The following is a 13,683-nucleotide window of genomic DNA, read 5'->3' as shown; positions in this document are numbered from 1 at the left end:
GTTGCTATGTCTGCCAGACATCCGGTTATTGCCGTTACGGGTTCGAGTGGTGCGGGAACCACCACGACCAGCCTCGCTTTTCGTAAGATTTTCGCCCAACTGAATCTCCGCGCGGCGGAGGTCGAAGGCGATAGCTTTCACCGCTACACGCGCCCGGAGATGGATATGGCTATCCGCAAGGCGCGCGATCTGGGTAAACACATCAGCTACTTCGGCCCGGAGGCCAATGACTTCGGCCTGCTGGAGCAAACCTTTCAGGAGTACGGCCAGAGCGGCAAGGGGCAGTCACGCAAATATCTGCACACCTACGATGAAGCCGTTCCCTGGAACCAGGTGCCAGGCACCTTTACCCCCTGGCAACCGCTGCCGGAACCGACCGACGTCCTGTTTTACGAAGGGTTGCACGGTGGCGTGGTGACGCCGCAGCATGACGTGGCGCGTCACGTGGATCTGCTGGTTGGCGTGGTGCCCATCGTGAACCTTGAGTGGATCCAGAAGCTGACGCGTGACATCAGCGAGCGCGGCCATTCACGCGAGGCGGTGATGGATTCCGTCGTGCGCTCCATGGAAGACTACATTACTTACCTGACGCCGCAGTTCTCCCGCACGCATATCAACTTCCAGCGCGTACCGACAGTCGATACCTCTAACCCGTTCGCGGCCAAAAGTATCCCGTCGCTGGATGAGAGCTTTGTGGTTATCCATTTCCGCAATCTCGACGGCATTGATTACCCCTGGCTGCTGGCGATGCTGCAGGGCTCGTTTATTTCGCACATGAATACGTTAGTGGTTCCGGGCGGAAAAATGGGGCTGGCAATGGAATTAATTATGATGCCGTTGGTACAGCGGTTGATAGAAGGGAAGAAAATCGCCTGATGATTTCCCTCTCCGCGTGGGAGAGGGTTTCGGTGAGGGCATCAGGGTGAACGATGCCCCCAATATCAGGCGTCGATCACTTCATACGAATGCGTAATTTTTACCGCTTTCTCGAGCATTAAGGCGACCGAGCAGTATTTCTCCGCTGAAAGATCGACCGCGCGTGAGACCGCCGCGTCTTTCAGTTCTTTCCCGCTGACGATGAAATGCAGGTTAATGTGGGTGAACAGGCGTGGTGCCTCTTCGCGGCGTTCTGAGGTGAGTTTTACTTCGCAGTCGGTCACATCGTGACGGCCTTTTTGCAGGATCGACACCACATCAATTGCACTGCATCCACCTGCTGCCATCAGCACCATTTCCATTGGGCTTGGTGCTTTATCGCCGGAGTTACCATCCATCAAAATCTGGTGTCCTGAAGCGGACTCGCCCAGGAACGTTAAACCTTCAACCCATTTCACACGCGCTTGCATATTCACTCACTCCAACGTTGCATTTTTGGTGACAGATTACGCGTGCGTTACATTTCTCGCAATGGAAGGCGACCTGCGTCATGCTGAAGCGAGACACCAGGAGACACGCGGCGAAAGCTATGCTAAAACACTCAGGATGCTACAGTAATACATTGACGTTACACATGTATGCAGAGGACATCAAACTTTACTGGCTGCGAAACGTTACGATAGCCGACTTCCCAGGGTATGGGTAAGAATTCGATTGCAACCCCAGAGTCCGGATGCATCTTATGACTCTGGTGACAGCTTATAACAGAGGATAACAGCGCATGGTGCTTGGCAAACCGCAAACAGACCCGACTCTCGAATGGTTCTTGTCTCATTGCCACATTCATAAGTACCCATCGAAGAGCACGCTGATTCACCAGGGTGAAAAAGCGGAAACGTTGTATTACATCGTCAAAGGCTCGGTGGCAGTGCTGATCAAAGATGAAGAAGGGAAAGAGATGATCCTTTCTTATCTGAACCAGGGCGATTTCATCGGTGAACTGGGCCTGTTTGAAGAAGGCCAGGAACGTAGCGCCTGGGTTCGTGCAAAGACAGCATGTGAAGTGGCTGAAATTTCCTACAAGAAATTCCGTCAGTTGATTCAGGTTAACCCTGACATCCTGATGCGTCTTTCTTCGCAGATGGCGCGCCGTCTGCAGGTGACATCTGAGAAAGTGGGTAACCTCGCCTTCCTGGACGTGACCGGCCGTATCGCTCAGACCCTGCTGAATCTGGCGAAACAACCCGATGCGATGACTCACCCTGATGGCATGCAAATTAAAATTACCCGTCAGGAAATCGGTCAGATTGTCGGTTGCTCCCGTGAAACAGTGGGCCGTATTCTGAAAATGCTGGAAGATCAGAACCTGATCTCCGCACACGGTAAAACCATCGTGGTTTACGGAACGCGTTAATTCCGCTCAAACGGCGTGCCATCGCAAGGTGTCACGCCGTTTTTGTCTCTATTCCCCATGTGGCGCAGGCTGATTTATCACCCGGAAGTTAACTACGCACTGCGACAAACGCTGGTGTTGTGCCTTCCTGTGGCCGTGGGCCTGATTCTGGGCCATCTTCAGCAAGGTCTGCTCTTCTCTCTCGTTCCCGCCTGCTGCAACATTGCCGGTCTGGATACACCGCATAAGCGCTTTTTCAAACGGCTGATCGTGGGCGGCTCGCTGTTTGCGGGTTGTAGCCTCGCCGTGCAGCTTTTGCTGGCCCGCGATATCCCGCTGCCGCTGATCCTCACCGTCCTGGCGATGACCCTGGGCGTAACCGCTGAAATCAGCTCACTGCACGCGCGTTTGCTTCCCGCGTCGCTGATTGCCGCCATCTTCACGCTGAGCCTTGCGGGCAACATGCCGGTGTGGGAGCCGCTACTGATCTACGCCCTCGGTACGCTGTGGTACGGGCTGTTTAACTGGTTTTGGTTCTGGCTGTGGCGGGAACAGCCCCTGCGGGAATCCCTGAGCCTGCTCTACGTGCAGCTGGCGGATTACTGTGAAGCCAAATACACCTTGCTCACCCAGCATACCGATCCAGAAAAATCACTGCCGCCCCTGCTGACGCGTCAGCAAAAGGTGGTGGACCTGATAAGCCAGTGTTATCAGCAGCTGCATACGCTCGCCGCCAATAAGAACCACGAATATAAGCGGCTACTGCGCGTCTTCCAGGTGGGGCTGGACTTACAGGAGCATATCTCCGTGAGCCTGCACCAGCCGCAGGAGGTGCAAAAACTGGTCGAGCGCAGCCATGCCGAAGCGGTGATCCGCTGGAACGCACAAACCGTCTCCGCGCGCCTTCGGGTGCTGGCTGACGATATTCTGTATCACCGCTACCCCACGCGCTTTAACATGGACAAACAGCTCGGCGCGCTGGAGAAGATTGCCCGTCAGCATGAAGACAACCCAGTGGGTCAGTTTGCCGCGTGGCACTTCAGCCGTATCGCCCGCGTGTTACGAACCCAGCGTCCGCTTTATCCGCGCGACCTGATGGCCGACAAACAAAAACGCCTGCCGCTGCTGCCGGCGCTCAGAAGCTACCTCTCCCTTAAATCATCTGCCCTGCGCAACGCCGCGCGAATTAGCGTGATGCTGAGCATTGCCAGCCTGATGGGCATGGCGCTGCATCTGCCCAAACCGTACTGGATTTTAATGACCATCCTGTTTGTCACCCAGAACGGCTATGGCGCGACGCGGGTGCGCATTCTGCACCGGGCAGGCGGAACGATGGCGGGGCTGATCATTGCGGGCGTTACGCTGCACTTTCACGTGCCGGAAGGCTATACGCTGGCAGGGATGCTGGTGATCACGATGGTGAGCTACCTGATCATCCGCAAAAACTACGGCTGGGCGATGGTGGGCTTTACGGTAACGGCGGTGTATACCCTGCAGTTGCTCACGCTCAACGGCGAGCAGTTTATTATCGCCAGGCTGGTCGATACCCTGATCGGCTGCCTGATTGCCTTTGGCGGCATGGTCTGGCTGTGGCCTCAGTGGCAAAGCGGGCTGCTCAGACAGAACGCCCACGATGCGCTGGAGGCCGACCAGCAGGCCATTCGCCTGATCCTGAGTGACGACCCGCAGCCCTCCCCGCTGGCGTATCAGCGGATGAAGGTCAACCAGGCGCATAACGCCCTGTTTAACTCGCTGAATCAGGCAATGCAGGAGCCCGGCTTTAACTCGCACTATCTGGCGGACATGAAGCTCTGGGTGACGCACAGCCAGTTTATCGTTGAGCATATCAACGCCATGACCACGCTGGCGCGGGAACATACGATGCTGACGCCCGATCTGGCGCAGCGCTACCTGCAGTCGTGTGAGATTGCCCTGCAGCGGTGTCAGCAGCGACTCGAGTATGACGCGCCTGGCGAGTCAGGGGATTCGAACATTCTGGAGGCGCCAGAGACGCTCACCCACGGGCCAATGAGTACCCTGGAGCAGCATCTGCAGCGCGTTCTCGGACATCTGAACACCATGCACACCATTTCGTCGGTAGCATGGCGTCAGCGCCCTCACCACGGGATATGGTTAACCCGTCGCTTAACGCGAACGGAGTCTTAAGCGTTTACGATCTTCGCGACCGCCGCGGCAAAACGGTTTAATCCGTCTTCAATGTCCTGATTTTCGACCACCAGCGACGGCGCAAAGCGCATCACGTCCGGCCCGGCATTGAGCACCATCACCCCTTCATGGGCGGCGGCGTGCAGGAAATCGCGCGCGCGGCCTTTGTACTGCGGCTTCAGCTCCGCGCCAATCAGTAACCCCATCCCGCGGATCTCGCTGAAGACGTCATACTGGTCATCAATCTGCTGCAAATGTTTCACGAAAAGCTCACGCTTCGCATTGACGCCGCTCAGAACCTCAGGGGTATTGATAATGTCGAACGCGGCACCCGCGACGGCACTCGCCAGCGGGTTGCCGCCGTATGTGGAGCCGTGGGAACCCACGTGGAACGCGGAGGCAATCTCCTGCGTCGTTAATACCGCACTGACCGGGAAGCCGCCGCCGAGCGCTTTGGCGCTGGTCAGAATATCCGGCGTCACGCCGTAATGCATGTAGGCAAACAGGGAGCCGGTACGGCCCATCCCGCACTGCACTTCATCAAATACCAGCAGCGCCTGATGCTCATCGCACAGGTCGCGCAGCCCTTTCAGGAACGCAGGCGTGGCAGCCGTTACGCCGCCCTCTCCCTGGATCGGCTCCACCACCACCGCGCAGGTGTGGTCATCCATTACCGCTTTTACCGCATGCAGATCGTTAAACGGCACATGGATAATATCGGCCGGTTTTGGTCCAAAACCGTCGGAATACTTTGGCTGTCCACCGACGGAAACGGTAAACAGCGAGCGACCGTGGAAGGCGTTGTGGAAAGCAATGATTTTGGTTTTGTACGGGCTGTGGCGCGTGGAGGCATAGTAGCGCGCCAGTTTGAAGGCGGTTTCGTTCGCTTCGGTACCGGAGTTCATAAACAGCACGCGTTCGGCGAAGGTCGCGCTGATTAACTTGCGGCCCAGACGCAGCGCCGGTTCGTTGGTAAAGACGTTGCTGGTATGCCACAGGGTTTCCCCCTGGGTTTTCAGCGCCTCCACCAGCGCAGGATGGCAATGACCCAGCGCCGTCACCGCAATCCCGCCGGCGAAATCAACATACTCTTTCCCCTGCTGATCCCAGACTCGGCTGCCTTTCCCTTTTACCGGGATAAACTCAGCCGGTGCATAAATCGGCAGAATGACTTCATCGAATGTCGCGCGGGTAATTGCAGATTGTTCAGTTGCCATGTCATGACCATCCATTTTATGTCACAGTGATTGTGAAAATATAATCACAAAATATGCATAAAAAATCACAGTAAGGCAACCACTATTCAACGATTGAGGAAATTTGCCAGCAGCTGGTGTCCCTGCTCGCTGAGGATACTCTCCGGGTGGAATTGCACCCCTTCGAGGTCCCATTCACGATGTCGGATCCCCATGATCTCCCGGGTATCGCTCCAGGCGGTAACCTCAAAGCATTCCGGCAGCGTTGACGGGTCAATGACCAGCGAATGGTAGCGCGTCACGGTAAGCGGATTATTAAGTCCCGTAAACACGCCCGTGCCGGTATGGGTCACCGGCGCGGTTTTGCCATGCATCACTTTGGCGGCGCGCACAATGGTGGCACCAAACACCTGCCCAATGGCCTGGTGGCCCAGGCAGACGCCAAGAATGGGCAACTTACCGGCGTAATGATGAATGACATCCAGCGAAATGCCCGATTCCGACGGCGTGCAAGGCCCCGGCGAGATAACGATTTTCTGCGGGGCAAGCGCGTCGATTTCGGCCAGGCTGATGTCGTCGTTGCGGCGGACCATCACCTCTGCACCCAGTTCACAAAAATACTGGTAAAGGTTCCAGGTGAAGGAATCGTAGTTATCAATCAGCAGAATCATGGCGGCTCCCGAAAAACGTGCCGCCCTATTCTACTCAGTTTCCCGCGCTTCGCTCACTACTTTGGCAAAGATGGCGTTCAGGGCCGTTAAATCGCCCATTGCGCCGCTCTGGTTGGCCGCCGCCCATTTGCCCGGGTCGATATCTTTCCAGCTCAGCTGATAGCCTGCATGGATGGCGAGCTGTTCGAAGAAGATCCGCTGAGCGATACCGTTGCCAATCCGGAAGGGATGGAGCACGTTGATCTCACAGTAGTAGTGACTCAGGCGGGCCACAAACTCCTCTTTCTGCAGACCGTTGAGATACCCCTCTTCCTCGAGATCCTGCATCAGGACATTGCCCTCTTTCTCGATGTAGGCGAAGTGACAGAAGCGGGTGTCGCCCTGATAAATATCGATTTCGCGGATATCGCCCGCCCAGTCAAAAATATCCTGATAAAGGTGGCGGTGGATTGCACAGAGATGCGGCAACCCCGGCGCAGACGGGCCTAAGCCGAGCGTCGCCACCCGCAGCGCGGTGATCTCATAGGATGCCTTTGCAAGACGGTCAGCCTGGCGGATATTCAGACGGTTACGCATCACATTCAGACCCGGGTAGAGATACGGGTCACGATCGTCACCGATTTTATCGCTCATAGTGCCTCCTGAGTTCTTCAAGACGGCTTTGCGCATCCTGGGCGTTTAGCGTAACGAGCGGGCTATCAACCCCCTCAAGGCGGCGGCTGGCCTGGAAATTACTGTTTCGCTGCTGCTCCCAGAGACGGGATTTTTGCTTATCGGTGAGTTTTTTCACTTAACGCCTCCCTGAAGATGTCCGTGTGCCACAAGTATAAGCAGCAAAACGCGCTTTCGCAGGGAGGGGAGCGAAACACGGGCGAGAAGCGCCCGTGTCAAAGAAGGTTACGGCAGAACTTTTGCAGAGAGGATCACAACCGGTTTTGTCGGCACATTCTGGTACGGGCCAACGTCATGGGACTGCACCTGAGAAATCTTGTCAGCCACATCCATCCCTTTCACCACTTTACCGAAGACCGCGTAACCGAAGTCGCGCTGGCCGTGGTCGAGGAAGGCGTTATCCGCCACGTTGATAAAGAACTGGCTGGTGGCGCTGTCTTTATCTGCCGTACGCGCCATAGAGATGGTACCGCGGGTGTTGCGCAGGCCGTTATCCGCTTCATTTTTAATCGGTGCGTTAGGCTGCTTTTGCTGCATTTGCTCGTTAAAACCACCGCCCTGCACCATAAAGCCCGGGATCACACGGTGGAAAGTGGTGCCGTTATAGAAACCGTTATTCACGTAGTCGAGGAAGTTTTTCACAGAAACCGGAGCTTTCTGGCTATTCAGTTCCAGCTCAATATTCCCGGCGGAGGTGGTCAGCAGAACGTGAGGGTCTCCTTTGGCTGCCAGCGCAGCAGGGGAAACGGCAGAAAGAGCAAACACAGCTGCGACAGCCGCCAGCGTTGATTTGAGCATGAGAATTCCTTAACAAAGCGCAGTATAAAAAGCGAATGGCTTGATTCTAAAGAGCAGTATGAACGGAGACCAGCCTTTTACCTAATTTTACGAAATTGAAACAGTTGTAACCACGCAAACGATTGGTTATGACGCCAATTAATGTGATCTGAATCACATAAAAACCTGCAATAGCGATCGAATTTCTCTTAAAAGATATGAATGGATCACTTTAATGTCTAAAATCTGCCCGCTCTCAGCGCCCCTCGGGCGCTTTTCTTTTCCTGAACAGGCCAGACATGACTAACAGCAATCGTATCAAGCTCACATGGATCAGCTTCTTCTCCTACGCCCTGACCGGCGCGTTGGTGATCGTCACCGGGATGGTGATGGGTAATATCGCAGACTACTTCCAGCTGCCCGTTTCCAGCATGAGTAACACCTTTACCTTCCTCAACGCCGGGATCCTGATCTCCATTTTCCTGAATGCCTGGCTGATGGAAATTGTTCCACTGAAAACGCAGCTGCGTTTTGGTTTCGTGCTGATGGTCGCCGCGGTCGCGGGTTTAATGGTGAGCCACAGCATCGCCCTGTTCTCTGCCGCCATGTTTGTGCTGGGTCTGGTGAGCGGTATCACGATGTCCATCGGTACGTTCCTGATTACCCACATGTATGAAGGCCGTCAGCGTGGCGCACGTCTGCTGTTTACCGACTCCTTCTTCAGCATGGCGGGGATGATTTTCCCGATGGTAGCGGCCGTTCTGCTGGCACGCAGCATTGAGTGGTACTGGGTTTATGCCTGTATCGGTCTGGTCTACGTGGCAATCTTTATTCTGACCTTCGGCTGTGAATTCCCGGTTCTGGGCAAAAAAGCGCAATCCACGGACGAGCCGGTCGCGAAAGAGAAATGGGGTATCGGCGTACTGTTCCTCTCCGTGGCCGCACTGTGCTACATCCTCGGTCAGTTGGGCTTTATCTCCTGGGTACCGGAATACGCCAAAGGCCTGGGCATGAGCCTGAACGACGCGGGTAAACTGGTGAGCGATTTCTGGATGTCTTACATGTTCGGCATGTGGGCGTTTAGCTTCATCCTGCGCTTCTTCGACCTGCAGCGCATTCTGACCGTGCTGGCAGGCATGGCAACCGTGCTGATGTACCTGTTCATTAACGGTTCACCGGAGCATATGCCGTGGTTCATCCTGACCCTGGGCTTCTTCTCCAGTGCGATTTACACCTCTATCATTACGCTGGGCTCTCTGCAGACCAAAGTGGCGTCACCGAAACTGGTGAACTTCGTGCTGACCTGCGGCACCATCGGCACCATGCTGACCTTCGTGGTCACCGGCCCGATCGTCGCCCACAGCGGCCCGCTGGCCGCGCTGCATACCGCTAACGGTTTGTACGCGGTGGTGTTTGTGATGTGCCTGGTTCTGGGCTTTGTGACCCGCCACCGCCAGCATAATACGGCAGCGGCGTCCCACTGATCCCCTACGCCCCTTTGCGCTCAGCGAAGGGGCTGTTTTTCGTGAAGATGTGCTCTTCCACAACGTCGTCCATTTTGATCCACGTCTGCGCAAGCTGCGTCGTGGCAATCACTCGCCCCTCCCGAATCGACCAGCGCGCCGGCACCTGGCAGCGCACCGCTTCAAACCCGCTCTCCGCAGGCAGCACGATCAGGTTAGCCAGATTTCCCGTTTCGATACCGTAATCCGTCAGGCCGAAGGTTCGGGCGCTGTTGTGGGTTATCAGGTTCAAACCGTTGTCAATTTGCGAATACCCCATCATCTGACACACATGCAACCCCATATGCAGTACCTGCAGCATATTGCCGGTGCCAAGCGGGTACCACGGGTCGAAGACATCATCATGCCCGAAACAGACGTTGATCCCCGCCTCCAGCAGCTCCTTCACTCGGGTAATCCCGCGTCGTTTGGGATAATCGTCAAAGCGTCCCTGTAAATGGATATTCACCAGTGGATTGGCGACAAAGTTGATGCCTGACATCTTCAGCAGGCGGAAAAGCCGCGAGGTGTATGCTCCGTTATAGGAGTGCATCGCCGTGGTATGGCTGGCCGTGACCCGCGGGCCCATCCCTGATTCATAAGCCAGGGTGGCCACCGTTTCCAGAAATCGGGACTGCTCATCGTCAATTTCATCGCAGTGGATATCCAGCGGACGGTCATATTTCTTCGCCAGTTCAAAGGCAATGTGCAGCGATTGCACGCCATACTCGCGGGTGAATTCAAAATGCGGGATTGCCCCGACCACATCGGCGCCCAGCTTCAACGCCTCTTCAAGCAGCGCCGCGCCGTCCGGGTAAGAAAGGATGCCTTCCTGCGGGAACGCCACGATTTGCAGCGTGATCCACGGCGCAACCTCCTGCTTCACCTCCAGCATGGCCTTCAGGGCGGTGAGCGTCGGGTCAGAGACGTCCACGTGGGTGCGCACAAACTGAATACCGTTAGCAATTTGTCCTTTCAGCGTCTTCCAGGCGCGCGCTTTTACATCCTCATGGCTAAGCAGTGCCTTACGCTCCGCCCAGCGCTCAATGCCTTCAAACAGCGTACCGGACTGGTTCCAGCTCGGCTCGCCTGCCGTCTGGGTGGTATCAAGGTGGATATGCGGTTCAATAAACGGGGGGATGGCAAGGCCGCCACGCGCGTTTAAGATTCTTACGTTTTCGTCTTCGGTATCGCCCATCGGCGTAATGCCACCAAAACGGCCTTGCTCAATGGCGATTTGCCACAGCCCTTCGCGACCCGGTAAGCGAACATTTTGGATAAGCCCAAGCGGTGTTGTAGACATGCCTTTCCCCTGAAAAACGCGGCTGAAATTTGGGAGTACGCATTTTTGACAACGCGCCCCTTAATTTGTACACAAAAACGGCGACCTCGAAAAGCCAGCGATTTCCACAACTTATAAAAATCCTGACAAATCAGTCATATACCACCTAAGGAGTAGGCGAAGGCGTATTTGATTTGCATCAATAAGTGCCCCTGCTGAATCGTTAAGGTAGGCAGTAATAGAAAAGAAATCGAGGCAAAAATGAGCAAAGTCAGACTCGCTATCATCGGTAACGGCATGGTCGGCCACCGCTTTATTGAGGATCTTCTCGATAAAGCCGATGCTAACCAGTTCGATATTACCGTGTTCTGTGAAGAACCCCGCAAGGCGTACGACCGTGTGCACTTGTCTTCCTACTTCTCCCATCATACCGCTGAAGAGCTCTCTCTGGTGCGCGATGGTTTCTACGAGAAGCATGGCGTGAAAGTGCTGGTGGGCGAACGCGCTATCACCATCAACCGTCAGGAAAAAGTGATCCACTCCAGCGCCGGACGTACGGTTTTTTACGACAAGCTGATCATGGCGACTGGCTCGTACCCGTGGATCCCGCCGATCAAAGGCTCGGAAACGCAGGATTGCTTCGTTTATCGTACCATCGAAGATCTCAATGCGATCGAATCATGTGCACGCCGCAGTAAACGTGGCGCCGTGGTCGGGGGCGGGCTGCTGGGTCTGGAAGCCGCCGGTGCGCTGAAAAACCTCGGTGTTGAAACCCACGTCATCGAATTTGCCCCGATGCTGATGGCAGAGCAGCTTGACCACATGGGTGGTGACCAGCTGCGCCGTAAAATCGAAAGCATGGGCGTGAAGGTTCACACCAGCAAAAACACCAAAGAGATTGTGCAGGAAGGCACCGAAGCGCGGAAAACCATGCGCTTTGCCGATGGCAGCGAACTGGAAGTGGACTTTATCGTCTTCTCTACCGGTATTCGCCCGCGCGACAAGCTGGCCACCCAGTGCGGTCTGGCCGTCGCTCAGCGCGGCGGGATCATGATTAACGATACCTGCCAGACCTCCGACCCGGATATCTACGCCATCGGCGAATGCGCCAGCTGGAACAACCGCGTGTACGGTCTGGTCGCGCCTGGCTACAAAATGGCGCAGGTTGCCGTTGACCATATTCTCGGCAACCAGAACGCCTTCGAAGGGGCTGACCTGAGCGCCAAACTTAAACTGCTGGGCGTAGACGTAGGCGGTATTGGCGATGCGCATGGCCGCACGCCGGGCGCACGCAGCTATGTTTACCTCGATGAAAGCAAAGAGGTGTACAAACGTCTTATCGTCAGTCAGGACAACAAAACCCTGCTCGGCGCGGTGCTGGTGGGCGATACCAGCGACTACGGTAACCTGCTTCAGCTGGTATTGAACGCCATCGAACTGCCGGAAAACCCGGACGCGCTGATCCTTCCGGCGCATGCGTCCAGCGGTAAGCCGTCGATTGGCGTGGATAAACTGCCCGACAGCGCGCAGATTTGCTCCTGCTTCGATGTGACCAAAGGCATGCTGATTTCGGCCATCAATAAAGGCTGCCATACCGTCGCGGCACTGAAGGCGGAAACCAAAGCCGGTACCGGCTGCGGTGGGTGTATCCCGCTGGTCACACAGGTTCTGAACGCAGAACTGGCGAAACAGGGTATCGAAATCAACAATAACCTGTGCGAGCATTTCGCTTACTCTCGCCAGGAGCTGTACCACCTGATCCGCGTGGAAGGCATCAAATCCTTCGACGAACTGCTGGCGAAACACGGCCAGGGCTATGGCTGTGAAGTGTGTAAACCTACCGTGGGTTCCCTGCTGGCCTCCTGCTGGAACGAGTACGTTCTCAAACCAGAGCATACGCCGCTGCAGGATACCAACGATAACTTCCTGGCGAACATTCAGAAAGACGGGACTTACTCCGTCATCCCACGCTCCGCCGGTGGCGAAATCACCCCGGAAGGGCTGGTCGCCGTTGGCCGTATCGCGCGTGAATTTAACCTGTATACCAAAATCACCGGCTCTCAGCGTATCGGCCTGTTTGGTGCGCAGAAAGATGACCTGCCTGAAATCTGGCGTCAGCTGATTGACGCGGGATTCGAAACCGGCCACGCCTACGCGAAAGCGCTGCGTATGGCGAAAACCTGTGTGGGCAGCACCTGGTGCCGTTACGGCGTAGGCGACAGCGTCGGCTTCGGTGTGGAGCTGGAGAACCGCTACAAAGGCATCCGTACACCGCACAAAATGAAGTTTGGCGTCTCCGGTTGTACCCGCGAATGTGCGGAAGCGCAGGGTAAAGATGTGGGTATCATCGCCACCGAGAAAGGCTGGAACCTGTACGTCTGTGGTAACGGCGGCATGAAACCACGCCATGCAGACCTGCTGGCTGCAGACCTCGACCGCGATACGCTGATTCAGTATCTCGACCGCTTTATGATGTTCTACATCCGTACCGCCGATAAGCTGACCCGTACCGCGTCCTGGCTCGATAACCTGGAAGGCGGTATCGAGTACCTGAAATCGGTCATCATTGACGACAAACTGGGCCTGAACGACCATCTGGAAGCGGAAATGGCGCGCCTGCGCGAGGCGGTGATCTGCGAGTGGACTGAAACCGTCAACACCCCGGCGGCGCAGACTCGCTTCAGACACTTTATCAACAGCACCCAGCGCGACCCGAATGTGCAGGTTGTGGCAGAACGCGAGCAGCATCGTCCGGCGACACCTTATGAACGTATTCCGGTGACTCTGGTGGAGGAAAACGCATGAGCCAGTGGGTAAACATCTGCAACATTAACGACATTCTGCCTGCCACCGGGGTCTGTGCCCTGCTGGGTAACGAGCAGGTCGCGATATTCCGCCCTCGCCATGATGAACAGGTTTTTGCCATCAGCAATATCGACCCGTTCTTTGAGGCCAGTGTCCTGTCCCGGGGATTAATCGCGGAGCATCAGGGTGAACTCTGGGTCGCCAGCCCGTTGAAGAAACAGCGTTTTCGTTTACGCGACGGGTATTGCATGGAAGATGAGCATTATTCCGTGAAGCCCTACGATGTCCGCGTGAAGGACGGTAAGGTGCAGCTGAAAGGCTAATCTCTCGCCTTTTCAATATG

General features: G+C 55.8%; 13 protein-coding genes. 6 read left to right on the top strand and 7 right to left on the bottom strand.

Annotated features, from left to right (window positions below):
- Window positions 1-6: 6 nt before the first annotated feature.
- Complete coding sequence (locus tag L466_RS19115; protein ID WP_014171927.1) at window positions 7-876, top strand: phosphoribulokinase; 870 nt, start codon at window positions 7-9, stop codon at window positions 874-876.
- A 65-nt stretch (window positions 877-941) separates the two neighbouring features.
- On the opposite strand, the gene L466_RS19120 is transcribed toward L466_RS19115, so the two are convergent.
- A complete protein-coding gene (locus L466_RS19120; RefSeq protein ID WP_025202873.1) occupies window positions 942-1,346 on the bottom strand; it encodes an OsmC family protein in 405 nt (134 codons plus the stop codon).
- 311 nt (window positions 1,347-1,657) lie between these two features.
- Here L466_RS19120 and crp point away from each other — a divergent pair, with 311 nt between their 5' ends.
- Both crp and L466_RS19130 read left to right on the top strand, forming a co-directional pair.
- Complete coding sequence (crp, locus tag L466_RS19125; RefSeq protein WP_000242758.1) at window positions 1,658-2,290, top strand: cAMP-activated global transcriptional regulator CRP; 633 nt, start codon at window positions 1,658-1,660, stop codon at window positions 2,288-2,290.
- A 57-nt stretch (window positions 2,291-2,347) separates the two neighbouring features.
- Window positions 2,348-4,435: a YccS/YhfK family putative transporter gene (locus L466_RS19130; protein ID WP_032680158.1), complete on the top strand. Its 2,088-nt coding sequence runs from the start codon at window positions 2,348-2,350 to the stop codon at window positions 4,433-4,435.
- Here L466_RS19130 and L466_RS19135 read toward each other — a convergent pair.
- From L466_RS19135 to ppiA, 5 genes are all read right to left on the bottom strand, one after another.
- Window positions 4,432-5,652, bottom strand: a complete 1,221-nt coding sequence (locus L466_RS19135; RefSeq protein WP_176587021.1) for a bifunctional acetylornithine/succinyldiaminopimelate transaminase — start codon at window positions 5,650-5,652, stop codon at window positions 4,432-4,434. The two genes, L466_RS19130 and L466_RS19135, sit on opposite strands and share 4 nt — an antisense overlap.
- 86 nt (window positions 5,653-5,738) lie before the next feature.
- A complete protein-coding gene (gene pabA / locus L466_RS19140) occupies window positions 5,739-6,302 on the bottom strand; it encodes an aminodeoxychorismate synthase component 2 (protein ID WP_032680156.1) in 564 nt (187 codons plus the stop codon).
- 30 nt (window positions 6,303-6,332) lie between these two features.
- Window positions 6,333-6,935, bottom strand: a complete 603-nt coding sequence (locus L466_RS19145; protein WP_025202869.1) for a putative adenosine monophosphate-protein transferase Fic — start codon at window positions 6,933-6,935, stop codon at window positions 6,333-6,335.
- Window positions 6,925-7,092, bottom strand: a complete 168-nt coding sequence (locus L466_RS22885) for a YhfG family protein (protein ID WP_014171935.1) — start codon at window positions 7,090-7,092, stop codon at window positions 6,925-6,927. The genes L466_RS19145 and L466_RS22885 overlap by 11 nt, the downstream gene beginning before the upstream one ends.
- A gap of 107 nt (window positions 7,093-7,199) precedes the next feature.
- On the bottom strand, window positions 7,200-7,772 hold the full coding sequence (gene ppiA / locus L466_RS19150; protein ID WP_014171936.1) for a peptidylprolyl isomerase A: 573 nt from the start codon (window positions 7,770-7,772) through the stop codon (window positions 7,200-7,202).
- A 278-nt stretch (window positions 7,773-8,050) separates the two neighbouring features.
- On the opposite strand from ppiA, the gene tsgA reads away from it, so the two are divergent.
- Entirely contained in the window at window positions 8,051-9,235 is a 1,185-nt protein-coding gene (tsgA, locus tag L466_RS19155) for an MFS transporter TsgA (protein ID WP_020884588.1), read from the top strand.
- 4 nt (window positions 9,236-9,239) lie between these two features.
- Here the strand turns inward: tsgA and L466_RS19160 are convergent, their stop codons facing one another.
- Window positions 9,240-10,556, bottom strand: a complete 1,317-nt coding sequence (locus L466_RS19160) for a cytosine deaminase (protein ID WP_025202868.1) — start codon at window positions 10,554-10,556, stop codon at window positions 9,240-9,242.
- A 240-nt stretch (window positions 10,557-10,796) separates the two neighbouring features.
- Here L466_RS19160 and nirB point away from each other — a divergent pair, with 240 nt between their 5' ends.
- A complete protein-coding gene (nirB, locus tag L466_RS19165) occupies window positions 10,797-13,340 on the top strand; it encodes a nitrite reductase large subunit NirB (protein ID WP_032680155.1) in 2,544 nt (847 codons plus the stop codon).
- Window positions 13,337-13,663 carry a nitrite reductase small subunit NirD gene (gene nirD, locus L466_RS19170; protein ID WP_020884585.1) on the top strand — a complete coding sequence of 109 codons (327 nt, stop codon included), beginning with the start codon at window positions 13,337-13,339 and terminating at the stop codon, window positions 13,661-13,663. Before nirB ends, nirD begins: the two co-directional genes overlap by 4 nt.
- The last annotated feature ends 20 nt before the right edge of the window (window positions 13,664-13,683 follow it).

It is taken from the genome of Enterobacter sp. BIDMC 30, assembly GCF_000534355.1.
Taxonomy (GTDB): domain Bacteria; phylum Pseudomonadota; class Gammaproteobacteria; order Enterobacterales; family Enterobacteriaceae; genus Enterobacter; species Enterobacter ludwigii.
The sequence above is the reverse complement of the archived record's forward strand: the minus strand, read 5'-3'. Positions and strand labels throughout refer to the sequence as shown.